Genomic DNA, 22,356 nt, shown 5'->3' with positions numbered 1-22,356 from the left:
GCATTCCTGTACCTGCGCATCGAACCGGACGTCACAAGGAGCATCATGACCAGCCCGCTACGGGGAACTCCCGCTGTCGTGCTTATGGATCCCGTCGGGGCGAGCATCAACTTCAAATCCCGGGTGGCCGAGCGCGGACTGGCCGTGATCTCCGTCTACACGATGCCCCGCGAGCACATCCAGGCCCGCTGGCCCGACCACACGGCGGGTGACACACTCAGCATCCACGCCGCGGAGCTCGGTGAGATCCGGGCGCAACTCGCCGCCTCGGGCGCCGACATCCGCGCGGTGGTGCCCGCCTTCGACGTGGCCGTGGACAAGGCGGACACGCTGGCCGAGGAGTACGGCCTGCCCGGCAACGGCGCGCGGCTCGCCCTCGCCCGCCGGGACAAGTCCGTGATGCGGGAGACCGCCGCGCGGGCGGGGCTGCGCATTCCCCGGTACGTGTTGGTCGACGACGTGGCCGACATCGCCGGTGCCGCGCAGGCCGTGGGCTTTCCCGCCTTCGTCAAGCAGACGGCCGGGGCGGCGTCGCACGGCACCCGGCTGCTGGGCCGGCCCCAGGACACCGAGGACCTCTCGACCCTGCACCCGACCGACCACTTCGGACGGCCGGTCCAGGGCTGGCTGGTCGAGCAGTACGTGCGCGGCCGGGAACTGGGCGTGAACTTCTTCTCGCACGACGGCGTGCACCACATCGTGGACATCTGGGAGTACCGGCAGCCCGACGACCGGGACTACTCGTTCCCCTACTGGGACTGGGCGCAGATCCCCGAGGACGACCCCGACCGGCAGACCGCCGTCGACTACGTGCGCCAGGTGCTGGACGCGTTCGGCGTGAGCCTGGGCCCCAGTCACACCGAGATCAAGATTTCGGCCGGCGACGCCTACCTGATCGAGCTGGGCGCCCGCCTGCCCGCGTACCCCATGATCGACGCGTGGATGACGCACAGCGATCTCGACCCGCACCGCCAGACCCTGGCCTGCCGGCTGGGCGAGGTGCCGAAGATCGTGGCCGCGCCGGTGAAGCTGGACGGCTTCTGCGGCGCCAACGCCATTCGCAACGACGGGCCGGCCGGCCGTCTGGTGGAGGTCCGCGGGCTGGACAAGGTGGAGCGTCTGCCCGGCGTGGACAAGCTGGTGGTGAACTACCGGGCGGGTGACCGGGTACCGACCACCGACAGCATCCGGACCGTTCCGCTCATGGTGAGCGTGTCCGCGCCGGACCCCGAGGAGCTGCACCGGCGCCTGGCCGCGGTCCGCGACACCGTGGAACTGGTGATCGAACCGGTCCGCTGATCCCGATGAAGTCCTTGTCCTCGTACCGGGAGCTCTTCGCCCTGCCCCGCTTCGGCTCGTCCCTGCTCGCGGCGGTCGCGGGCAAGCTCAAGCCCGGCGTCTCCTCGCTGGCCCTCCTGCTCGGGGTCGCGCAGTACCGGGGCCTCGGTCAGGCCGCCGTGGTGGTCTCGGTGTCCTCGCTGGCCGGAGCCGCCCTCCCGCTGAGGGGCCGGCTGATGGACCGCCACGGCTACACCCGGGGGATGGCGCCGGCGCTCGTCGCGTACCTGGTCGCACTGGCCGCCCTGGTGCTGAACGAACGCGCCCGCGGGCCGTTCGCCGCCACCCTGGCCATCGCCTTCTTCACGGGCCTGGCGGCTCCCCCCATCCAGATCGTGACCCGGCTGATGTGGCAGCAGATGACCACGGGCGCGCTCCGGACCACCGCCCTGTCGCTGGACACCATGCTGGCCGACCTGGGGTTCATCGTGGGTCCGACGATCGCGGCCCTGCTGGTGGTGGTCGTCGCGCCCTGGGCCGGCCTGGCCGCCTCCGGGCTGCTGTCGGCCGTCGCGGTCCTGCTGCTGCTCTCCCGCGGGCTGCCGGAGCGCCGCACACCGCCGCGGTCCGGGGAGCGCCACTGGCTGGGCCCGCTGCGCCACCGTGCGCTGCGCGGGATGATGGCGGCCTCGATCGCCTTCTTCCTCGCGGTCCGCGCGATCGAGCTGGCCTTTCCCGCCTGGGCCCAGCAGCACGGGTCACCGCTGATGAGCGGAGTGCTCCTCAGCTGCATGTCGGTGGGCAGCGTGACGGGTGGTCTCGTCCTGGGCGCCCTGCCGGCGCGGTGGTCGGTCAAGGCCACCTTGCCCCGCACGCTGGCCGTGCTGTGCCTGGGGACCCTCCTGGTGGCGGCCAGCCTCACCTGGACGGCGGTCCTGGTCGTGGCCGCGGCCCTCATGGGCATCGCGCTGGGCCCCAGTTTCGTGGCCCTGTGGGCGACGGCCGGCGAGCTGACCCCGGCGGAGATGGCCGCGGAGACGCTGGCGTGGATCAGTTCGTTCATGGCGCTGGGCGGAGCCGCCGGGGCCGCGGTCGGCAGTGTGGTCGCCCAGGCACTCGGGCCGGGGGCGGTGCTGGTCCTCGCGGCCGGGTCCCTCGCCGCCGGATCCTGGCTGGCGCACCGGGCCGTCCGGGCCGGAGCGATGACGTCGGAACAACTGCCGGAATCAATACCGATGTCGGCGTGAATACGGAGGAGCAGTGACTCGTCAGCGAGTGGCTCTGGTGAGCCACCTTGGGTACGACGCCTACCGCCATGTCGACGGCAGCCCCTTCTTCCCCCCGGACGAATTCGACGTCACCCTGCTCGCGCGCCCCCGGGACCTCGCCCGGGTGGCTCCCGGCCAGGTGAGCCGCCGCATCCCGGTGGACATCGACACCCATGCCGAGCTCGCGGTGTCGCTGCCCGAGCTGGTCGGTGGCCTGGACTTCGACTGGGTGGTGGCCACCCAGGAGCGGCTGCTGCTGCCGGCGGCGCGGCTGCGCGAGGCCATCGGCGCCGGCGGCCGGGGCACGGAGCACACCCTGCTGCTCCGCGACAAGGTGGCGATGAAGCGCCACTTCTCGGCGCACGGCATCCGGGTACCGGAGTTCATGGAGATCTCCGAACCGATCCAGGCGGCGGAGCTGCTCGACAGGTTCGGCAGGATCGTCATCAAGCCCGTCCACGGCTGCAACTCCCTGGACGTGCACATCGTCCGTGACCGCAGCGAGCTGGTCGGCCTGCAGCGGCGGGGAATCGCCGGCCCGGACCGGTACGAGGCCGAGGAGTTCATCGCGGGGCGCCAGTTCCACATCGACAGCGTGGTCAGCGACGGCGTGCCGGTCGCGGTCTCCGTCTCGCAGTACCTGGACTCGCACGAGACGTTCCCGCTGGACGGGCAGATCCGGTCGCACACCCTCGACGACGGGCCGGACCTCGACGCCCTCCTGGCGTTCAACCGCGCGGTGCTCGGGTGCATCCCCTGGTTCAGCGGCGCCGCACACCTCGAAGCCTTCCTCGACGACCACGGCAGGCCGGTGTTCTGCGAGTTGGGCGGCCGCCCCGGCGGTGCGGGGATCGAGGCCGGGTTCCGGTACCGCCACGGGATGTCGCTGCTCCTCGCCAGCGTCCTGCCGCAGATCGGGCGCGCCGTGCCGGCCGGCGGCGACCGGGCCCGCACGGACCTGCCGGCGACCGGCTGGTCCATGATCTACCCGCCGGCGCTGGGCCGGTTCGGTGGCTACCGCGCGCTCCCGCAGGCCGACTGGCTGCTTCAGCTCACGACGCCCTACCGCCCGGGTGACGCCGTCGTGCACCCCACGCAGTCCTCGGACGCGATCGCGATCGCGGCCGTCCGCGGCAGGGATTCCCGCGCGGTGATCAGCCGGCTCGCCCAGGTCAAGAGCGAGATCGTCGTGTCGATCACCCCGGAGTGAGCTGTGCCGACCCGGGCCGTGCGCCGCCGGTGGCGTGAGTCACCGCGGGTCACCGCCGGGGCGCCTGCTGGTCGAGGAAGTCGAGGACGAGCGGGCCGGCGAGCTCGCGGCACTCCTCGAAGTAGGCGTGCCGGGCGCCCTGGATCAACTCCAGCCGGGAGCCCGGGATGCGGGCGGCCAGCAGCGGTGCGTTGGCGGTGGGATTGAGCAGGTCGTCGGTGCCGTGCAGGACCAGGGTCGGGGCGACGATGCCGGGCAGCGCGTCCCACGCGTCGTGCCCGTCGCTCGCGACCAGGTGCCCGCGCCGGGCGTGCGCCGGCATGCTCCGGTCGCCGAGCGTGTGGTACGGGCCCGGGTGCGTCGCGAGCCAGGCCGGGGTGTACATCAGCTCCAGCAGGGTCTGGCGCACCTCGAGGGGATCGGGCCGGATCAGGGACCTGCGGACGTCACCGCTGCGGTCGACGGCGTGCGGCCCCCCGGCCGAGGTGCAGCCGAGCACCAGGGCGCGTACCCGCCCAGGGTGCCGGACCGCCAGCCACTGGGCGACCCGCCCGCCCATGGACGTGCCGTACACGTCCGCCCGCCGTACGGCCAGCCCGTCGAGGACCGCGACCACGTCGTCGGCGAACCGCTCGGTGGAGTAGGGCAGTTGAGGCCTGTCGCTCTCCCCCGTGCCCCGGTAGTCGATCGTGACGGTGCTCCGGGCGCCGGCGAAGTCGTCACGGACGCCGTCCCACCAGTGGTGGTCGTTCGCCTGGCCGGCGAGCAGGACGAGCGGGGGGCCGTCACCACGGACCTGATAGGCGATGCGGACTCCGTCCGAGGCCTCGACGTGCGGCACGGTGGTTCCTTTCGAAATCGCTCGCCCGGCCGGCTCGACGTCCGGTTCGGACATACCGAAGAACTCTGCCCCGCCGGTTGAATGCCGCGGTCAGCCTCGCACTGTGCCGATGGGCGTCGCAAGCGAGGGCGCGGCAGCTCGAGGGGCACTTTCACCCGCCCGCTTCCCCCTGTCTGCCGCCGGGTGCCGGTTCACCGACGACTACTTCACGTAGTTGCCCCGCGCACCCGACGGAAAGGCCGATCCATGCTCGCCCGGTGGCGCGGGACGCACGCCGTCCGCCTGTGAAGCTGCTATGTCGGAGCTGTGGATGACGTTTGGTCAGGCTGGTTGGGACGGCGTCGTTTTCGACCGCCCGGCAGCTCGGCCGACCTCCCGGCGGCCCGGTCGACCCCGGGCGGCGCAGCGTCCGTGCCGGCCCGTCAGATCCTCGCCGGACGACGGGGTTGACGCCCCGCCGAAGGTCTGGCCCTGTCACACCCTGTGCGTATTTGGTGATCTTATGATTGATCAGATCCGTTCCCCTGTTACTCTCCGCTTACGGCGGTCGAGGGGTCAACCGTCGGACCAGGAATGGGGATCGCGAAGGCGAAGGGTTACGGGACGTGAGCACACTGTGCGGATCGGGGCTGGAAGGCCGCGACGCGGAGAAACGGCTGATGACGAGAGTGCTCGACCGTGCGAGGGAAGGGTCCAGCGGGGTCCTGGTGCTGCGGGGGCCGGCCGGGATCGGCAAGACCGAACTGTTGCGGAGCGTCGTCGGCCAGGCACCGAAGGACCTGATGCGGCTCTCCTGCCTGGGCGTCCAGATCGAGATGGGCCTGCCGTACGCCGGCCTGCACCAGCTGCTGCGCCCGCTGCTCGGCCGGCTGGACACCCTGCCGGCCCCGCAGGCCGCCGCGCTGGCCGGCGCCTTCGGGATGGCCGACACCGACGCCGACCGCTTCCTGGTGGCACTGGCCGCGCTCACCCTGCTGACCGAGGCGGCCGAGAACCACCCGATGCTGCTGGCGGTCGTGGACGACGCCCAGTTCCTCGACCCGGCCACCCGTGACGCGCTGCGCTTCCTCGCCCGCCGCCTGGAGGCGGACCGGGTCGCCGTGCTGTTCGGGGTCCGTGACGGCTGCACCGAGGACTTCCACGCCCCCGAACTGCCGGTGCTGCGGGTCGGACCGCTGAGCGACGAGGACGGACGCCGGGTGCTGGCCCGCTCCGGACTGCCGCTGGCGGAGTCGACGGTGAACCGGCTGCTGCGCGAGGCGGCCGGCAACCCGCTGGCCCTCACCGAACTGCCGCTGGCGCTGACCGACGCCCAGCGCCGGGGCCTGGAGCCGCTGCCGGAGATGCTGCCGCTCGGTGAACGGCTCCAGGAGGCCTTCCTCGCCCGGGTCCGGCAACTGCCGCACCCCTCCCAGGTCTTCCTGCTGATGGCCGCCGTGCACGGGGGCGGCGACCTCGGCACCCTGGACGCGGCCGCCCGGCACCTGGGCCTTCCCCTCGACGCCTGCGCCGCCGCCGAACGGGCCGGGCTGGTCGGGATCCAGGACCACACGGTGGAGTTCCGCCACCCGCTGATCCGCGCCGCGGCCTGCCAGGCGATGACCTTCACCGAGCGCCAGGCGGTGCACCGGGCGCTCGCCGAGGTGCTCACCGGCCAGCCGGAGCGGCGGACGTTACACCTGGCCGCAGCGACCTCGGGCACCGACGACGAGCTCGCCGCCCAGCTGGCGGCCTCCGCCGCGCGGGCCAGCCGGGCCGGCGGGGCGGCCACCGCGGTCGGCGCGCTGGAACGCGCGGCGTCGCTCGCCTCGCGCCCCCAGGACCGCCAGCGCTACATGGTGGAGGCTGCCGAGAGCGCCTGGCGGGCCGCCCAGGCGGCCCGGGCGAACGCGCTGCTGGAGGAGGCCGGGACGCTGACCTCCGACCCGAGGTGCCTGGCCCGGATCACCCATCTGCGCGGATCGATCAAGCATGCCAGCAACGACCCGGCGGCCGCCTGCCGCACGCTGGTCGAGGGAGCGCTCCCCGTCATGGCCGACGAACCCGATCTGGCCGGGACCATGCTGGTGATGGCCGCCCGCGGCGCCTTCGTGGCCAACGACGCCGAGACCATGGCGCGGATCGGCCGCATGGTCGAGGACCTGCCGCTGCCCGGCGAGCACCCGGTCCGGCGGCTCGGGCGACGGCTGGTCGCGCTGGTCGACCAGGACCTGCGGGTGCCGGAAGCCGACACCATCGCCGAGCACGCCGAGCCGGCCACGCTCGCCTGGCTGGATCCGGCGGACCCGCAGCCGTGGGTGTGGCCGCCCACGCTCTACCCGTACGTGCTGGGCAAGTCCGCGCGCACCCGCACGTCGCTGGAGGCCGCAGCCGACACGCTGCGCGAGCGCGGCCAGGTCGGCACCCTGCCGATGACGCTCGCCCCGCTGGTCGCGCTGGAGATCGCGACCGGCCGGTGGTCCAGCGCGCTGGCCAACGGCGACGAGGGCCTGGCGCTGGCCGAGGAGACCGGCCAGGAGGGCGCGGCCTGCCATCTGCGCGTACTGCTGGGCTGGATGGCGGCGCTGCGCGGGCAGTCGGAGCGCTGCCGCGAACTGGTCCAGCTCGGGCTGGCCGCCGCCGCCGAGCACAAGATCGCCTCCGCGTCGGCGATCGCGCACTGGGCGCTGGGGCTGCTGGCGCTGGGCGAGGGCCGGCCGGAGGACGCGGTCGAGCTCCTGGAACAGGTGGTGCTGCCCGAGCGCGCCGGCTCCCACTTCATGCTGGCCGCCGCCGTCCTGCCGGACCTGATCGAGGCGGCGGTTCGGGCCGGCCGCCACCAGGCGGCCGAGGAGTACCTGTGCCGCTACGAGCAGTGGCGGATCGGCGCCGAACATCACTACTTCCAGGGGCTGTTGGATCGCTGCCGGGCCCTGGTGCGGCGCGGCGACGACTGCGATGAGCTGTTCCGGCGCGCCATCGACGCCCCCACCCAGTCACCCTTCGAGCTGTCCCGCAGCCGGCTGCTGTACGGGGAGTGGCTGCGCCGGGAGCGCCGGATCAAGGATGCCAGGGTCCAACTCCAGGCCGCGCTGGTCCAGTTCCGCACCCTGGAGGCGGAGCACTGGGCGCAGCGCACCAAGGCCGAGCTGCGCGCGGCCGGCGGCGCGGACACCGCCGCGCCGGACGCGGCCACGCCGTTCTCCGGCCTCACGCCGCGCGAGATGCAGATCGTTCGCTTCGTCGGCCGCGGAATGAGCAACCAGGAGATCGCCGCCCAGCTGTTCCTCAGCCCCCGGACGGTCGGCTACCACCTCTACAAGCTCTTCCCGAAGCTGGGCGTCACCTCCCGCCACCAGCTGCGCGGATTCAGCCTCAGCCTGTAGACCGCCGGACGGCCCTGCGACCGGCGGATCGCCATCACGGCCAGGACCGAACCGGGCGGGACGGCCCGGTCGGGTGGTCGCCCGGCGCCCGCCGGTCCGTGCTGGGGCCGCGCGGTCGGCCGTCCCGCCATCGGCCCGGCGCCTGCGGGTGCACCCCGCTATGACCCAATTCACATCGCTCCCTCGCGCTCCGTGAACAGTGCTGCTCAGTGCCGGTCCGACGCCTGTCGACCATGCCCGGTGGCCGAATTCGTCAGTAGACCGTCATTGCTGTCGTCCGGCGCCGGATACAGGCTGTGACCGTGTATCAGCGACGTGTGGTGGTAGTGGTCTACTCCGGTGCGCAGGCACTGGACATCACGGGACCGATCGAGGTGTTCGACACCGCGAACCGCAGGCTCCCCGATACGGGTGTGCGCTATCGGATCGAGTTCGTCTCCGCCGACGCACCGCTCGTGCGGACCTGCTCGGGCATGGTGATCGCGGCGGAGCCGCTCGACGCGGGCGACAGCCCGATCGACACCCTCCTCGTGCCGGGCGGATGGAGTCTCAAGGAGGCCATGGCGGACCGGGAACTGGTCGCCTGGATCGACCGGGCGGCGGGTCGGTCGCGCCGGGTCGCCTCCGTGTGCGGCGGGGCGTTCCTGCTCGCCGAGGCGGGCCTGCTCAACGGGCGGCGCGCCACCACCCACTGGGCCTTCTGCGGGGAGATGGCCCAGCGGTACCCGGACGTGACGGTGGATCGCGAGCCGATCTTCGTCTGGGACGGCCGGTTCGTCACCTCGGCCGGGGTGTCCACCGGGATCGACATGGCCCTGTCCCTGGTGGAGGCCGACCACGGTGCGGCGTTCGCGCTGGAGGTGGCGCGGTTCCTGGTCCTGTTCTTCAAACGCAACGGCGGCCAGTCGCAGTTCAGCGCGGTGCTGGAGGCCCAGCTCGCCGATCGCGCGCCGATCCGTGCCGCGCAGGAGTGGATCCTCGCACACCTCGAACAGCCGCTGCCCGTACCCGAGATCGCCGAGCGCGCCAACATGAGCCTGCGGAACTTCGCCCGGGTGTTCCGCCGCGAGGTGGGTACGCCCCCGGGCCAGTACATCGAGCAGATGCGCATCGCCCGGGCCCGCAAGCTCCTGGAGACCACCGAACTGCCGGTCGCCCAGATCGCCCGGCGCTGCGGCTTCCCGGCCCCCGAGACGTTCTTCCGGTCCTTCGGCCGAACGCTGGAGCTGACCCCGAACGAGTACCGCCAACGCTTCCAGACCGTCTCGCCGTCCGGCCTCATCGTCCGGCCCGACCCGTCCGACAGGAGTCCGGTATGACTGCCGAGGTCCGGGTCGTCGACTACCTGGCGAGGGAGCTGGTCAGATCCGGCGTCGGGCACGTGTTCGGTGTCGGCGGCGCGAACATCGAGGACCTGTACGACTCCCTGCACGCCACCGGCGGCGTGATCCGTACCGTCGTGGCCAAGCACGAGTTCTCCGCCGCCACCATGGCGGACGGGCAGGCCCGGGCCACCGGGCGACTCGGCGTCGTCGCCGTGACGTCGGGCGGTGGAGCGCTTAACCTGCTGCCGGGCCTGGCGGAGGCGTACGCCTCACGGGTGCCGGTGCTGGCGTTCGTGGGACAACCGCCGACCGGGCAGGAGGGGTTCGGAGCCTTCCAGGACTCCAGCGGCAAGGCGGGTTCCTTCGACGCCCGTGAGCTGTTCACCCCGGTGAGCCGGTTCTGCGCCCGGGTCGACGCGGCGGACTCGGTCCCGGAGCTGCTGGCCCGGGCGGTCGCGGCGGCCCAACGCGATCCCAAGGGGCCGGCCGTGCTGCTGCTGCCCAAGGACGTGCAGCAGGCACCGGTCGCACTCCGGGAGCCGCCGCCGGCCGCGCCCCCGGTCCGTACGCAATCCCGCGTCCCGGACTGCGCGGTGGACGTCCTCAGCAGGGCGGGCCGCGTCCTGGTCATCGCCGGTGAGGGCGTGGCCTCGGCCGGCGCGCGGGCGGAGCTGGCCGACCTGGCGCAGCGGCTCGGCGCCTGGGTGGCTGTCACCCCGGACGCCAAGGACGTCTTCGACAACCGCGACGCCAGGTTCGTCGGCGTGGCCGGGGTGATGGGTCATCAGAACGTGGTGCGGTGCCTGCGGCAGGCCGATGCCTGCCTGCTGGTGGGCACCCGGCTGCCGGCCCTGGCCCGCGGCGGCCTGGAACAGGAGCTGGCCGGGACCCCGCTGGTCTGCATCGACCCCGAGCCGCCGTTCGTGCCCGGGATCTCGCTCCGCGGCGATCTCCGGGACACCCTGCACGCGCTGGCCGCCCGCCTCGCTCCCGGTTCGCACCCGTGCCCGGACCATGCCGGCCCCTCCCCCCTGCCGACCCCGGCCACCCCGGCCGCCCAAGCCACCTCCTACGCCACGGCGGTGGCCTCGGTCGAGGCCGCGCTGCCACCGGACGCACACGTCTTCGTGGACGCGGGAAATGCCGGGGCCGGCGTCATCCACCTGCTCCCCGCCCCGCGCCACGGCCGCTTCGTGGTGGCCGTCGGCATGGGCGGCATGGGCTACACCTTCGGAGCCGGGATCGGCGCTGCGCTGGCCACCGGGCAGCGCACCTACGTGATCGCCGGTGACGGCTCGTTCTTCATGCACGGCATGGAGGTCCACACCGCGGTCGAGCACGCCGCGCCCGTCACCTTCGTGATCTTCAACAACAACGCCCATGCCATGTGCGCCACTCGTGAGCAGCTGTTCCTCGGGGCCCCGCACCCCGGCAACCTGTTCCGGCCGGCGGACATCGCCGCGGGCGTGGCGGGCATGTTCCCCGGCCTGGACGTGACCCGGGCCGAGGACGGCGCACAGCTGCGGCAGGCGTTGCTGCGGAGCAACGCCTGCCCTGGTCCCGCCTTCGTCACGTTGGATTTCGACCCCTGCGAGATACCGCCGTTCCTCCCCTTCCTGAACATCGCCGGCCGCGGGCCGGCCGAGAACGAGGAGACCGCTCATGAGCGCGGACCGATCCGTGTTGGCTGACGTCCCCGGACTGACCAGGGTCGAGAACACCGGCCTGGAGCAGTTGCTCGCCCGCTGTGCGGAGCTGACCCGGCCCGCCTACCCGCACGGGGAGGTCTACGGGACCTACTGCACGATCCAGGAATACGTCGACTGCCCGCCGGCCCAGGCCTACGAGTACCTGCGGCAGGGTCACCACCTGGAGGAGTGGACGTTCAGTCTGCGGAACTTCGGACCCACCGGGACGGCGGGGCTGTGGGTCGGTGACGACCGGCTGGCGGAGCAGACCCGGATCTACTGCAGGGTGGAGGCCAACGCCGAGGCCATGACGGTGGACTTCCACTGCTCCTGGGACCAGGGGGACGAGCTCTGGATGGTGTACCTGATGCGTGTCCTGCCGGCCCGGTCGGTGCTCGGCAAGCCCGGTTCCGTGATCACCTGGACCAACTGCCGGCACCCGTACTACGACGCGAACCCCCACCCCGGCCTGGCCCCGCAGGCGGACCGCCCGTGGGTGGGCGACTACTGGGACCTGTTCTACGCCGGCCACACGGTGGAGATGGGGAACCTCAAGGCGATCCTGGAACACCGCCACCGGGGCGGCCTGCCGATCAGCTCCTCGCCCGCCACGGTGGTGGTGCGGTGACCACGGTCAGCCTGACCGACGTCGCGGGCTACCTGCCCGGCGAGCCGGTGCCCGCCGAGTTCTACACCGAGTACCCCGGTGCGCAGGACCGGCTCCGCGACAGTCCCATGTTCAGGATCCCCCCGCTGCGGCACCACGTGGCCGTGGGCGAGACCAACGTGGACATGGTCGAGCGCGCGGTCGCGCCCCTGATCGAGCGGCACGGGGCGGACGAGATCCGTGCGGTGGACGTTCTGCTGATGCACAGCCAGCTCCCGGACACCCCCTTCGTGGGCGCCGGGACCGAGGTCGCACGCCGGCTCGGGCTGAAGCCGCAGTGGCTGATCGACGTGGCCAACGCCGGTTGTGCCTCCTTCGTCCACATGCTCGAACTGGCCCGGCAGATCCTCACCACCACCGACGCCAGGACCGCGCTGATCTGCAACGCCCAGAGCGCCGCCGGCCAGCTGTTCACCCAGTCCGACGTGCGCCGGCTCGCCCAGGCCGCGATCCCCGGGGACGGCTGCGGGGTGGGGTACGTGACCACCTCGGGAAGCTCTCCGGTGCTCGACCTGGTGACACGTCATATCGCCGAGCACGGGGGCGACATGACGGCCGTCCTCGACGACGGGCGCAGATACTGGGAACCCGGCGAATCCCAGCTGCGGATCGGCTTCACCGAGGCCGCCGTCGCCACGGTCCTCGAGCGCGGCAACCGCCTGGTACCGGCCGTGGTCACCGACCTGTGCCGACGGCTCGGGATCAGCACGGGCGAGATCGACCTGTTGGTGACCAACCAGCCCAACCGCACCTTCCTGCGCAACTGGCGGGAGACGCTGCGGCTGCCGCCGCACCGCCACCCCGACACCTTCGACAGCTGCGGAAACCTGTTCGGGGCGGCGATCCCCATCACCCTCGACCACGCCATCCGCGCGGGACGGGTCAAGGACGGCGACCTGGTGGTGCTGGGCGGCTTCGCCCACGCGGGCGACTACGCGGGCGCCGCCGCGATCCGATGGGGCCCCGGCCGCACGGCTCCTCGCCCCTCGACGTAGCGGTTCGGCGGCGGCCTCCGACGGTGCCCTGTGCCGGCTCCTGGGCCGCCCGGCCGGGTCTTTCGCCGGGCATCGAGATCCCGTAGGTCTGCCACCGGGCCACCGGAGGAGCCGCCCCGAAAACACCGGAGGATTCCCACGAATGGCCGACCCGGAACGGGGCAGCCGAGGTCCGACGACAACTGTGGAGGTCGGAAAATGGTTCCTCTTCTTCTGGTACTGCTGCTGGCGCTGATTCTCTTCGGCGCGGGTTTCGCACTGAAGGCACTGTGGTGGATCGCCGTGATCGTCCTGGTGGTCTGGCTGGTGGGCTTCGTCGCCCGTGGCACCGGAGCGTCCGGCACCCGCGGCCGCTGGTACCGCTGGTAGCGCTCGGCCGGCCGCGTCGTCCCCGGGAGGGCGGCGCGGTCAGAGGCCGAGGTCGAGCAGCGCGTTGGCCACCACCTCGGTGAGGGCGGGGTGGATCCAGTACGGGGCCCTGGCCAGGGTGGGGGCGTCGATGCCCAGACTCATGGCGATGGCCAGCGGCTGGATCAGGGTGGACGCCTGGGGGCCGAGGATGTGGGCGCCCAGCAGGCGGCGGGTGCCCGGGTCGGCGATGACCTTGCAGAAGCCGGTGGTGTCCTCCAGCGCCCATCCGTAGGCGACGTCCGCGTACCGGCGGGTGGCGGTCGTGTACTCCAGGCCGCGGCCCCGGCACTCCTGCTCGGTCAGGCCGACCTGGGCGATCTGCGGACGGGTGAAGACCGCGGCGGGCACGACGTCGTGGCGGGTGACAGCCAGGTCACCGGGGTTCAGCAGGTTGTGCGCGACCACCTGCGCCTCCCGGTTCGCCACGTGCTTGAGCGGCACGGGGGTGCACACGTCGCCGAGGGCGAAGACGCCGTGCGCGGTGGTCCGCTGGTGGGCGTCCACGACGATGCGGCCGTCCTCCCGCAGAGCGATCCCCGCCCGGTCGGCGTCGATGGTGTCGCTGTTGGGGGTGCGGCCCACCGCCACCAGCAGGGTGTCCGCCTCCACCGCGGAGCCGTCGTCGAGGACCAGGCGCAGCCGGCCGGGCTCCCCTTCCAGCCGGGTGAGCGTGACACCGGTGCGCACCTGGTAGCGGGAGCGGGCGATCCGGGTGTAGGCCCGGGACACCGCCTCGTCCTGCGGCTCGAGGAGGGTGTGGTGGTGCTCGACGACGGTGATCCGGCTGCCGGCCGTGTGGAAGACGTGGGCCAGCTCGGCGGCGATGTAGCCGCCGCCGAGGACGGCCAGGTGCCGCGGCGGCGTCCGGCGCCGCATCACGGTGTCGGAGGTCTCGTAGGGCAGCCCGGAGTCCCGTACGGCCGCCGGGACCACCGGGCGGCTGCCGACCGCCACCACGATCTGCCCGCCGCGGAGCCGGACCTCACCCTGATCGCCTGCCACCAGCAGCTCCCGCTCCCCCGTGAAGCGGGCCCGGCCGCGGTGGACGGTGACGAAGTCCGAGCGCCGCCGCCCCGCTTCGCCGTCCGCCGCCTCCCGGTCGAGGCGCCCGAAGACGCGTTCGCGTGCCTCGGTCCACCGCACACCGCCCAGGACGGCGTCCACGTCGAAGCGGCCGGCCTCCCGCACGCCGTCCGCGACGTCCGCGGTGCGGGCGAGCATCTTGCTCGGAATGCAGCCCCGGTTCAGGCAGGTCCCGCCGAACGGCCCCGGCTCGACGATGGCGACATCGAGGCCGGCGAAGCGGTCGTCGATCACGGCGTTGCCGGAGCCCGCACCCAGGACGACGAGGTCGTGGTGTCGCATATGCGGAGGCTACCCCCGCAGCCGGATCGGACCCGGGAGCACGGTCATCGGCTCAGCCCTGCCGCCGGTCGTCCGGGTCCTCGACCGGGGGCGGGGCGCCCTCGGCGGTCATCCGCGCCCCGGGTTGCTCGCGCACCGGCGCGTCCCCCGGTGCTGCCGGCCGGGCCGCGCGGGCGGATCGGCCCTCGCCCTCCCGGCCGTGCTCCTCGATGTAGGCCTTGAACCGCTTGAGGTCGCCCTTGACCTGCCGGTCCGGGAGCCCGAGCAGGTCGCCGACCTTCTCCGCCAGGCCGTGCGGCTCGAAGTCCACGGCCAGGCCCACCCGGGTGCGGGCGTCGTCGAGCCGCTGGAAGGTCACGACTCCCAGCTGCCGGACGTCGCCGCCCACCGTGCGCCAGGAGATCCGCCGGTCGGGGACCTGGTCGACGATCTCGGTGTCGAACTCGCGGCGGGTGCCGGCGACCTTCGCCGTCCAGTGGAAGTTCCGGTCGCCCGTGCGGCGCACCTCCTCCACACCGGCCATGAAGCGCGGGAACTCCTCGAACTGCGTCCAGCGGTCGTACGCGCTGCGCAGCGGGACGTCCACCTCGATGGACTCGTTCACCATGCTCACGAGCGTCTCCCTTCGGGTCGGGTCGAGCGATCCGGCGTTCCTTGCCGACCCCGCGCCTGCCCTGCGGACGGGCGCCCAATCGGGCGGACCGGCAACCGACCCCGGGGTGTGGCGCGCGTCACAGGCATCGGATCGGGATTTCGGGTTACCGGACGGTAGGTGGAGATCTCCGGTGTTGAGGTGACCGCACACGGCCTGAGTGTGCGCGGACCGCGAGGAGCGGTGTTCGAGAACCTGGATCTGCGGGTCCCGGCCGGCGGCCTGCTGGTGGCGCACGGCCCGGGCGGGTCGGGACGCACGTCCCTGCTGCTCGCGCTGGCGGGCCGGATGCGGCCGAGCGGGGGCGCCGTCCAGGTCGGTGGACACCTGCTGCCCGGCGCCGCGGGTCGGATCCAGGAGCTGGTGGCGGTGGCCCGCGCGGAGCCCGCCGTCGCACTGGACGACAGCCTCCGGGTGGGCGAGCTGGAAGCGGAACGCCGCTGGCTGGACCGGCGGGTGACAACGCGGCGGGTCGCCGAGGCGTACGAGCTCCTGGGCCTTCGGCCGCGCCCGCACGAGCTCCTGCGCGACCTCTCCCCCGCGGACGGCCTGCTGCTGGCGGTCGCCCTGGCGCTGGCCGCGCACCCGGCGGCGGTCGTGGTGGACGACGTCGGGCGCGGCTGCCCGGCCGCCGACCGCGAACAGCTCTGGCGGGCGCTGGCCCGGGCCCGCGGCACCGGGTGCACCGTGCTGGCCGGCGCGCTGGACGCCCCCGAGGGCCTCGATCCGGCACCGGTCCTGGTGCCGCTGCCCCGGCGCCTCCGGGGCCACCTGCCCACCGCCGAGCCCGCTGTCCAGGGCCCTGGCCATGCCCACGACCACGACCACGACCACCGGGAGAGCGCATGACCGCGATCAGGCTGGCCCTGCTGGAGCTGCGCCGCTTCCGCGGACCCCTCCGGCGGTGGGTACCGCTCCTGCTCTGCCTGATCCCCCTGCTCTACGGGGCGATGTACCTGTGGGCGAACTGGGACCCGTACGGCAGGACGGACCGGATCCCGGTCGCGTTGGTCAACCTGGACCGGCCGGCCGACACCCGGCAGGGCCAGCGGGTGGACGCCGGCGCCCAGGTGGTCGAGCGGCTCAAGGCCTCCCGGGACTTCGACTGGCAGCTGGTGGACGAGGCGCAGGCCCGCTCCGGCCTGCGCAGCGGCCGGTACTACTTCACGGTCGACATCCCCGCCGACTTCAGCGGCCGGCTCGCCACCGGGCCGGACACCCAGCCGCAGCAGGCCGCGATCCACATCGAACTCAACGACGCCAACAACTACATCGCCGGTCTGATGACCGAGGTCGTCCAGTCCAAGCTCCAGGACCAGGTCGACTCGGCCGCGCACGAGGCCTATGTCCGCGGCCTCTACGGGCAGTTGACCGACATCCGGGCCGAGCTGGGCAGCGCGGCGGACGGCGCACAGGCCCTGGTGGACGCCACCACGGTCGCCCAGCAGGGCAGTTCGGCCGCGGCGGATGCCACCAGCACGCTCCGGGACGGCTCCGCGCAGCTCGCCGACGGTGCGCGGAGGATCAGCCAGGCCACCGCGCAGGTGGACCGGGCCACCGCGGCGCTCGACCGCGCGGCCGCCCGGCAACTGCCCGCCGCGGCAGGCGCGCTGGTGAGCGCGGCGAACCTGGCGGCGCAGGGCCTCGACGCCGTCCACAGCGGCACCGGCCAGGTCCGGCAGGGCACCGCGGCGGCGGTGGCCGACCTCGACCAGCTGGCCGCCGCCCATCCCGAGTTGCGCGAGGACCCGGTGTTCCGGCGCGCCGTACGGGATGCCGGCGCCGTGGACGCCGTGGCCGGGCAGCTCGACGGGCGGGCCGCCACCGCTGCCGACCGCGCCCACCAGGTGCTCCAGCAGGCCACCGACCTCCAGGGCTCGGCCACCGCCCTGCAGCAGCAGATCCGCGACGCGCAGACCCCGCTCGCGCTGATCGACTCCGGTGCGCAGAGCCTGGCGGGCGGCGCGGACACCGTGACGGCGGGCCTCACCACCCTCCAGCAGGGCTCCGGTGCGCTCAGGACCGCCGCCGACCAGGCGCACAGCGGCGCGGCCCGGCTGTCGGGGCTGATCGACGACGGCAGGAAGCAGATCCCGGCCCTCAGCGACGACCAACTCGCCCAGGCGGCCCAGGTCCTGGGCACCCCCGTCCGGATCGACCGGTCGAACCTGCACCCGGCGGGGGTGTACGGACGCGGCCTCGCCCCGTTCTTCTTCGGTATCGCGCTCTGGGTGTTCGGGCTGTTCGCCTATCTGCTGCTGCGGCCGGTCAACCTGCGGGCCCTGGCCGGCCGCACCCGCGCCGCCACGGTCGCCGTCGCGGGCTGGCTCCCCGGCGCGGGGCTCGGTGTGATCGGCGCCCTGGTCCTCTACGGCGTGGTCGACCTGACCCTGGGGCTGCATCCGATCCACCCGGTGGCGACGGCGCTGCTGCTGGCGCTCGGGGCGGCGGCCTTCGTGGCGATCGACCACTGCCTGCGGACCGCCTTCGGCACCGTGGGGGACGTGCTGTCCCTGGTCCTGCTGATCCTCCAGCTCACCGCTTCGGGCGGCCTCTATCCGATGCAGACCACCCCGGCGTTCTTCCAGGCCGTCCATTCGCTGCTGCCGATGAGCTACCTGGTGGACGGGCTGCGCGTGACGATCTCCGGGGGGCTCGGCTCCCACCTGCTGCGGGACGTCCTCACCCTGGCGGGCTTCGGGCTCGCCTTCCTGACCCTCACCGCGCTGGCCGTCCGGCGTCAGCGGGTCTGGACGGTGGCCCGACTGCACCCCGATGTCGCGCTGTGACCCCGGCCCCCGGCCGTCCTTCCCAGCCCGTGCCGGAAGAGTTCGCCCTCGACGCAACGCGTAAGGTAGCGTCCCCGGCGGTACGTTCAGGTGCCGGCGACAGTTCGTCACGTGGCCCCGGCCGCGGGTCGAGCCCGAGCGGCATGGTCGGTGACGGGCCGCTGGCCCGCCACTCAACGAGGAAGGCGACCGCGATGGCCGGCTCGACGAAACCCCCGGCTGCCCGCCGGGGCGAAGGCGACGGCGCCGCGCAGGTCGGCGAACCCGATCTGCGGCGGCTGCTGGCCGGCCTGACCGCCGTCCGCGACGGTGACTTCGGCACCCGGCTGCCGGACGACGCCGACGGCCTGCTCGGCGAGATCGCCACCGTGTTCAACGGCATGGTCGACCAACTCTCGCTGTTCACCTCCGAGGTGACCCGGGTGGCCCGCGAGGTCGGCACCGAGGGGCGGCTCGGCGGCCAGGCGGAGGTCCCCGGGGTCTCCGGCACCTGGGAGGACCTGACCGACTCCGTCAACGCGATGGCCGGCAACCTCACCACCCAGGTCCGCGACATCGCCCAGGTGGCCACCGCGGTGGCCAAGGGCGACCTGTCGCAGAAGATCACGGTCGATGCCCGGGGCGAGATCCTGGAGCTGAAGAACACCGTCAACACGATGGTCGACCAGCTCTCCGCCTTCGCCGGCGAGGTGACCCGGGTGGCCCGCGAGGTGGGCACCGAGGGGCGGCTCGGCGGCCAGGCCGACGTCCGCGACGTCTCCGGCACCTGGCGCGACCTCACCGACTCGGTCAACTTCATGGCCGGCAACCTGACCGCGCAGGTGCGCTCGATCGCCCAGGTGGCCACGGCGGTGGCGCAGGGCGATCTCTCGCAGAAGATCCGGGTCGACGCCCGCGGCGAGATCCTGGAGCTGAAGGAGACCATCAACACGATGGTCGACCAGCTCTCCGCCTTCGCCGGCGAGGTGACCCGGGTGGCCCGCGAGGTCGGCACCGAGGGGCGGCTCGGCGGCCAGGCCGACGTCCGCGACGTCTCCGGCACCTGGCGCGACCTCACCGAGTCCGTCAATGTGATGGCCGACAACCTGACCGCGCAGGTGCGCTCCATCGCGGAGGTCACCACGGCGGTGGCACAGGGCGACCTGTCGCAGAAGATCCGGGTCGACGCCCGCGGCGAGATCCTGGAGCTGAAGGAGACCATCAACACGATGGTCGACCAGCTCTCCGCCTTCGCCGACGAGGTGACCCGGGTCGCCCGCGAGGTCGGCACCGAGGGCAACCTCGGCGGCCAGGCCACCGTCCGCGGCGCCTCCGGCACCTGGAAGGACCTCACCGACAACGTCAACGTGATGGCCTCCAACCTGACCGGCCAGGTCCGCTCGATCGCCCAGGTCGCCACCGCCGTCGCCAAGGGCGACCTGTCGCAGAAGATCAACGTGGAGGCCAAGGGCGAGGTCGCCGCCCTCGCCGGGGTCATCAACACGATGGTCGACACGCTCTCCGCGTTCGCGGACGAGGTGACCCGGGTGGCCCGCGAGGTGGGCACCGAGGGCACGCTCGGCGGGCAGGCCCGGGTGCCCAACGTGGCCGGCACCTGGAAGGACCTCACCGACAACGTCAACTTCATGGCGCACAACCTCACCAGCCAGGTCCGCAACATCGCCCAGGTCACCACCGCGGTCGCCCGCGGCGACCTGACCCGCAAGATCGACGTGGACGCGCGGGGCGAGATCCTGGAGCTCAAGACCACCATCAACACCATGGTCGACCAGCTCTCCGCCTTCGCCGCCGAGGTCACCCGGGTGGCCCGCGAGGTCGGCAGCGAGGGCCGGCTCGGCGGCCAGGCCGAGGTCGAAGGCGTCTCCGGCACCTGGAAGCGGCTCACCGAGAACGTCAACGAGCTCGCCGGCAACCTCACCCGGCAGGTCCGGGCGATCGCCGAGGTCACCAGCGCGGTCGCCGCCGGCGACCTCACCCGGTCGATCACCGTCGACGCCTCCGGCGAGGTCGCCGACCTCAAGGACAACATCAACTTCATGGTGGAGTCGCTGCGCGAGACCACCCGCGCCAACGAGGACCAGGACTGGCTCAAGTCGAACCTGGCCCGGATCTCCGCCCTGATGCAGGGCCGGCGCGACCTCCCGGTGGTCGCCGAACTGATCATGGACGAGCTCACACCGCTGGTCTCCGCCCAGTACGGCGCCTTCTACCTGGCCGAGGAGACCGGCCGCACCACCTACCTCAACCTGATCGGGTCCTACGCCTTCCCGCCCGGCTCGACCCCGACCCGCTTCAAGCTCGGCGAGTCCTTCGTCGGCCAGGCCGCCCGCAGCCGGCGCACCATCGCCGTCGACCGGCTGCCGGCCGGCTACGTGAGCGTCTCCTCCGGCCTCGGCCGCGCCGAACCGATCTCGCTGATCGTGCTCCCGATCGTCGTCGAGGACCAGGTGCTGGGCGTCATCGAGCTCGCCACCGTGCACGACTTCACCCCGGTGCACCGGGCCTTCCTGGAACAGCTGATGGAGACCGTCGGCGTCAATGTGAACACCATCGTCGCCAACGCCCGCACCGACGAACTCCTCGGCGAATCCCAGCGGCTGACCTCCGAGCTGCAGGTCCGCTCCGCGGAGCTCCAGGCCCGCCAGGAGGAACTGCAGTCCTCCAACGCCGAGCTGGAGGACAAGGCCGCCCTGCTGGCCGCCCAGAACCGCGACATCGAGACCAAGAACCTGGAGATCGAGCAGGCCCGCCAGGAGCTGGAGGACCGGGCCCACCAGCTCTCCGTGGCCTCCACCTACAAGTCGGAGTTCCTGGCGAACATGAGCCACGAGCTGCGCACCCCGCTGAACAGCCTGCTCATCCTCGCCCAGCTGCTCGCCCAGAACCCGACCCGCAACCTGACGGCCAAGCAGGTCGAGTACGCGGGCATCATCCACTCCGCCGGCTCCGACCTGCTCCAGCTGATCAACGACATCCTCGACCTCTCCAAGGTCGAGGCCGGCAAGATGGACGTCACTCCGGAGCACATCCCGCTGCGCAAGCTGCTCGACTACGTCGAGGCCACGTTCCGGCCGCTGACCGGCCAGAAGAACCTCACCTTCCAGGTCAGCACCGCCGCGGGCGTGCCGGCCGAGCTGCTCACCGACGACTACCGGCTGCGCCAGGTGCTGCGCAACCTGCTCTCCAACGCGGTCAAGTTCACCGAGCGGGGCAGCGTCGACCTGCGGATCGAGATCGCGGACGCGGCGGACGTGCCGGAGGTCGCCCGCCGCGACCACGGGCCGGTGATCGCCTTCCACGTGGTGGACACCGGGATCGGGATCGAGCCCCAGCACCTGGACGGCGTCTTCGGCGCCTTCCAGCAGGCCGACGGCACCACCAGCCGCAAGTACGGCGGCACCGGCCTGGGGCTGTCGATCAGCCGCGAGATCGCGTTCCTGCTCGGCGGCGCCATCACCGCGCAGAGCACCCCCGGTCAGGGCAGCACCTTCACCCTCTACCTGCCGGTGGCCAGGGCGGAGTTCGTCGAACTGAGCGCCCAGCGCCCGCGGGAGCTGCTGGAGGCCGGGCCGAGCGAGGCGGCCGCGCCCGGCCAGGACGACCCGGCCGGGCACACCGGCCCGGCCGAGACCGCCCAGCCCAAGCGGCTGCTGGTGATCGAGGAGCGGCCGCGCGGCCTGCTGTCCCTGGTCGCGGAGAGCGCCGTCGCCGACCTGGCCGGCCACGCCGACCTCGGCGACCCGCGCGGTGCGGTGGAGGTCATCACCACGGTCGGCGCCCAGGAGGCGGCGGAGACGCTCGCCGCGACACCGTGCCACTGCGTCGTCCTGGAACTGGACCTCCCGAACGGCGCGGCGCTGGACTTCCTGGAGAAGATGGCCCGGGACGCCGCGCTGCACAGCGTGCCCGTGCTGGCGCACAACAACCGGCGCCTGGGCGCCGAGCAGGAGCGGGCCCTGCAGGAGCGCGCCACCGCGCAGCCGCTGGAGCTGCTCTCCAGCCTCGACGAGCTGCGGGAGCGCATCGCCCTGCACCTGAGCGCGGATCAGCCCGGCGACGTGCTGCCGCTGGTGCGCGCCGAGGACACCGCCACCCCGCTCGCCCCGGACGTCGACGGCGCGCTCGCGGGCCGCACCGTCCTGGTCGTCGACGACGACGACCGCAACCTCTACGCCCTCACCGGGATCCTGGAGTTGCACGGCATGCGGGTCCTGCAGGCGGAGAACGGGCGCGCCGCGATCGACACCCTCACCCGCAACGCCGGGATCGACCTGATCCTGATGGACGTCATGATGCCGGAGATGGACGGGTACGCCGCCACCACCGCCATCCGCGCGATGCCCGAGCACTCCGGGCTGCCGATCATCGCCGTCACCGCAAAGGCCATGATGGGCGACCGGGAGAAGAGTCTCGCATCCGGCGCCAGCGACTACGTCACCAAGCCCGTCGACGCCCGCGACCTGATCGCCTGCATCGAGCGGTGGCTCCGTCCCTAGGCCGAT

At 72.8% G+C, this 22,356-nt stretch carries 15 protein-coding genes; 12 read left to right on the top strand and 3 right to left on the bottom strand.

Annotation, left to right across the window (positions count from 1 at the left end; all coding sequences use genetic code 11):
* Window positions 1-84: 84 nt before the first annotated feature.
* The 3 genes from AB0K43_RS02910 to AB0K43_RS02900 are packed head-to-tail and all read left to right on the top strand — an operon-like array spanning window position 85 to window position 3,756.
* Window positions 85-1,299, top strand: a complete 1,215-nt coding sequence (locus AB0K43_RS02910; protein WP_363635267.1) for an ATP-grasp domain-containing protein — start codon at window positions 85-87, stop codon at window positions 1,297-1,299.
* Between the two features lie 5 nt (window positions 1,300-1,304).
* Entirely contained in the window at window positions 1,305-2,525 is a 1,221-nt protein-coding gene (locus AB0K43_RS02905) for an MFS transporter (protein WP_363635088.1), read from the top strand.
* 37 nt (window positions 2,526-2,562) lie between these two features.
* The gene (locus AB0K43_RS02900) at window positions 2,563-3,756 is read left to right on the top strand and encodes an ATP-grasp domain-containing protein (RefSeq protein ID WP_363635086.1); all 1,194 of its coding nucleotides are present in this window, start codon (window positions 2,563-2,565) and stop codon (window positions 3,754-3,756) included.
* A 49-nt stretch (window positions 3,757-3,805) separates the two neighbouring features.
* Here the strand turns inward: AB0K43_RS02900 and AB0K43_RS02895 are convergent, their stop codons facing one another.
* Window positions 3,806-4,597: an alpha/beta fold hydrolase gene (locus AB0K43_RS02895; protein ID WP_363635084.1), complete on the bottom strand. Its 792-nt coding sequence runs from the start codon at window positions 4,595-4,597 to the stop codon at window positions 3,806-3,808.
* A 605-nt stretch (window positions 4,598-5,202) separates the two neighbouring features.
* On the opposite strand from AB0K43_RS02895, the gene AB0K43_RS02890 reads away from it, so the two are divergent.
* From AB0K43_RS02890 to AB0K43_RS02865, 6 genes are all read left to right on the top strand, one after another.
* Entirely contained in the window at window positions 5,203-7,962 is a 2,760-nt protein-coding gene (locus AB0K43_RS02890; RefSeq protein WP_363635082.1) for an AAA family ATPase, read from the top strand.
* A 302-nt stretch (window positions 7,963-8,264) separates the two neighbouring features.
* Window positions 8,265-9,281 carry a GlxA family transcriptional regulator gene (locus AB0K43_RS02885; protein ID WP_363635080.1) on the top strand — a complete coding sequence of 339 codons (1,017 nt, stop codon included), beginning with the start codon at window positions 8,265-8,267 and terminating at the stop codon, window positions 9,279-9,281.
* A complete protein-coding gene (locus AB0K43_RS02880; protein ID WP_363635078.1) occupies window positions 9,278-10,978 on the top strand; it encodes a thiamine pyrophosphate-binding protein in 1,701 nt (566 codons plus the stop codon). Before AB0K43_RS02885 ends, AB0K43_RS02880 begins: the two co-directional genes overlap by 4 nt.
* Entirely contained in the window at window positions 10,950-11,603 is a 654-nt protein-coding gene (locus tag AB0K43_RS02875) for an SRPBCC family protein (protein ID WP_363635076.1), read from the top strand. The genes AB0K43_RS02880 and AB0K43_RS02875 overlap by 29 nt, the downstream gene beginning before the upstream one ends.
* Window positions 11,600-12,637 (top strand): ketoacyl-ACP synthase III family protein, encoded by a 1,038-nt coding sequence (locus AB0K43_RS02870; protein ID WP_363635074.1) that lies wholly within the window; start codon window positions 11,600-11,602, stop codon window positions 12,635-12,637. Before AB0K43_RS02875 ends, AB0K43_RS02870 begins: the two co-directional genes overlap by 4 nt.
* 198 nt (window positions 12,638-12,835) lie before the next feature.
* Complete coding sequence (locus AB0K43_RS02865; RefSeq protein WP_363635072.1) at window positions 12,836-13,006, top strand: hydrophobic protein; 171 nt, start codon at window positions 12,836-12,838, stop codon at window positions 13,004-13,006.
* A gap of 39 nt (window positions 13,007-13,045) precedes the next feature.
* Here AB0K43_RS02865 and AB0K43_RS02860 read toward each other — a convergent pair whose 3' ends face one another.
* Window positions 13,046-14,413: a mycothione reductase gene (locus tag AB0K43_RS02860; RefSeq protein WP_363635070.1), complete on the bottom strand. Its 1,368-nt coding sequence runs from the start codon at window positions 14,411-14,413 to the stop codon at window positions 13,046-13,048.
* Window positions 14,414-14,465: 52 nt separating this feature from the next.
* Window positions 14,466-15,020: an SRPBCC family protein gene (locus tag AB0K43_RS02855; protein ID WP_363635265.1), complete on the bottom strand. Its 555-nt coding sequence runs from the start codon at window positions 15,018-15,020 to the stop codon at window positions 14,466-14,468.
* Between the two features lie 228 nt (window positions 15,021-15,248).
* Between AB0K43_RS02855 and AB0K43_RS02850 the strand changes: the two genes are divergently transcribed.
* The 3 genes from AB0K43_RS02850 to AB0K43_RS02840 all read left to right on the top strand — a co-directional run bounded on the left by AB0K43_RS02850 (window position 15,249) and on the right by AB0K43_RS02840 (window position 22,350).
* Entirely contained in the window at window positions 15,249-15,914 is a 666-nt protein-coding gene (locus AB0K43_RS02850; RefSeq protein WP_363635068.1) for an ATP-binding cassette domain-containing protein, read from the top strand.
* Complete coding sequence (locus AB0K43_RS02845; protein ID WP_363635066.1) at window positions 15,911-17,854, top strand: YhgE/Pip domain-containing protein; 1,944 nt, start codon at window positions 15,911-15,913, stop codon at window positions 17,852-17,854. Before AB0K43_RS02850 ends, AB0K43_RS02845 begins: the two co-directional genes overlap by 4 nt.
* Window positions 17,855-18,048: 194 nt before the next feature.
* On the top strand, window positions 18,049-22,350 hold the full coding sequence (locus AB0K43_RS02840) for a HAMP domain-containing protein (RefSeq protein ID WP_363635064.1): 4,302 nt from the start codon (window positions 18,049-18,051) through the stop codon (window positions 22,348-22,350).
* Window positions 22,351-22,356 lie beyond the last annotated feature (6 nt).

The organism is Kitasatospora sp. NPDC049258 (genome assembly GCF_040678895.1).
Taxonomy (GTDB): Bacteria; Actinomycetota; Actinomycetes; order Streptomycetales; family Streptomycetaceae; genus Kitasatospora.
This window is presented reverse-complemented; position numbering and strand designations above follow the sequence as displayed.

Coding starts and splice junctions, on each gene's coding strand:
- AB0K43_RS02855 (WP_363635265.1), bottom strand. CDS start 15,020: ATGGTGAACGAGTCCATCGAGGTGGACGTCCCGCTGCGCAGCGCGTAC.
- AB0K43_RS02860 (WP_363635070.1), bottom strand. CDS start 14,413: ATGCGACACCACGACCTCGTCGTCCTGGGTGCGGGCTCCGGCAACGCC.
- AB0K43_RS02880 (WP_363635078.1), top strand. CDS start 9,278: ATGACTGCCGAGGTCCGGGTCGTCGACTACCTGGCGAGGGAGCTGGTC.
- AB0K43_RS02865 (WP_363635072.1), top strand. CDS start 12,836: ATGGTTCCTCTTCTTCTGGTACTGCTGCTGGCGCTGATTCTCTTCGGC.
- AB0K43_RS02875 (WP_363635076.1), top strand. CDS start 10,950: ATGAGCGCGGACCGATCCGTGTTGGCTGACGTCCCCGGACTGACCAGG.
- AB0K43_RS02845 (WP_363635066.1), top strand. CDS start 15,911: ATGACCGCGATCAGGCTGGCCCTGCTGGAGCTGCGCCGCTTCCGCGGA.
- AB0K43_RS02905 (WP_363635088.1), top strand. CDS start 1,305: ATGAAGTCCTTGTCCTCGTACCGGGAGCTCTTCGCCCTGCCCCGCTTC.
- AB0K43_RS02840 (WP_363635064.1), top strand. CDS start 18,049: ATGGCCGGCTCGACGAAACCCCCGGCTGCCCGCCGGGGCGAAGGCGAC.
- AB0K43_RS02910 (WP_363635267.1), top strand. CDS start 85: ATGGATCCCGTCGGGGCGAGCATCAACTTCAAATCCCGGGTGGCCGAG.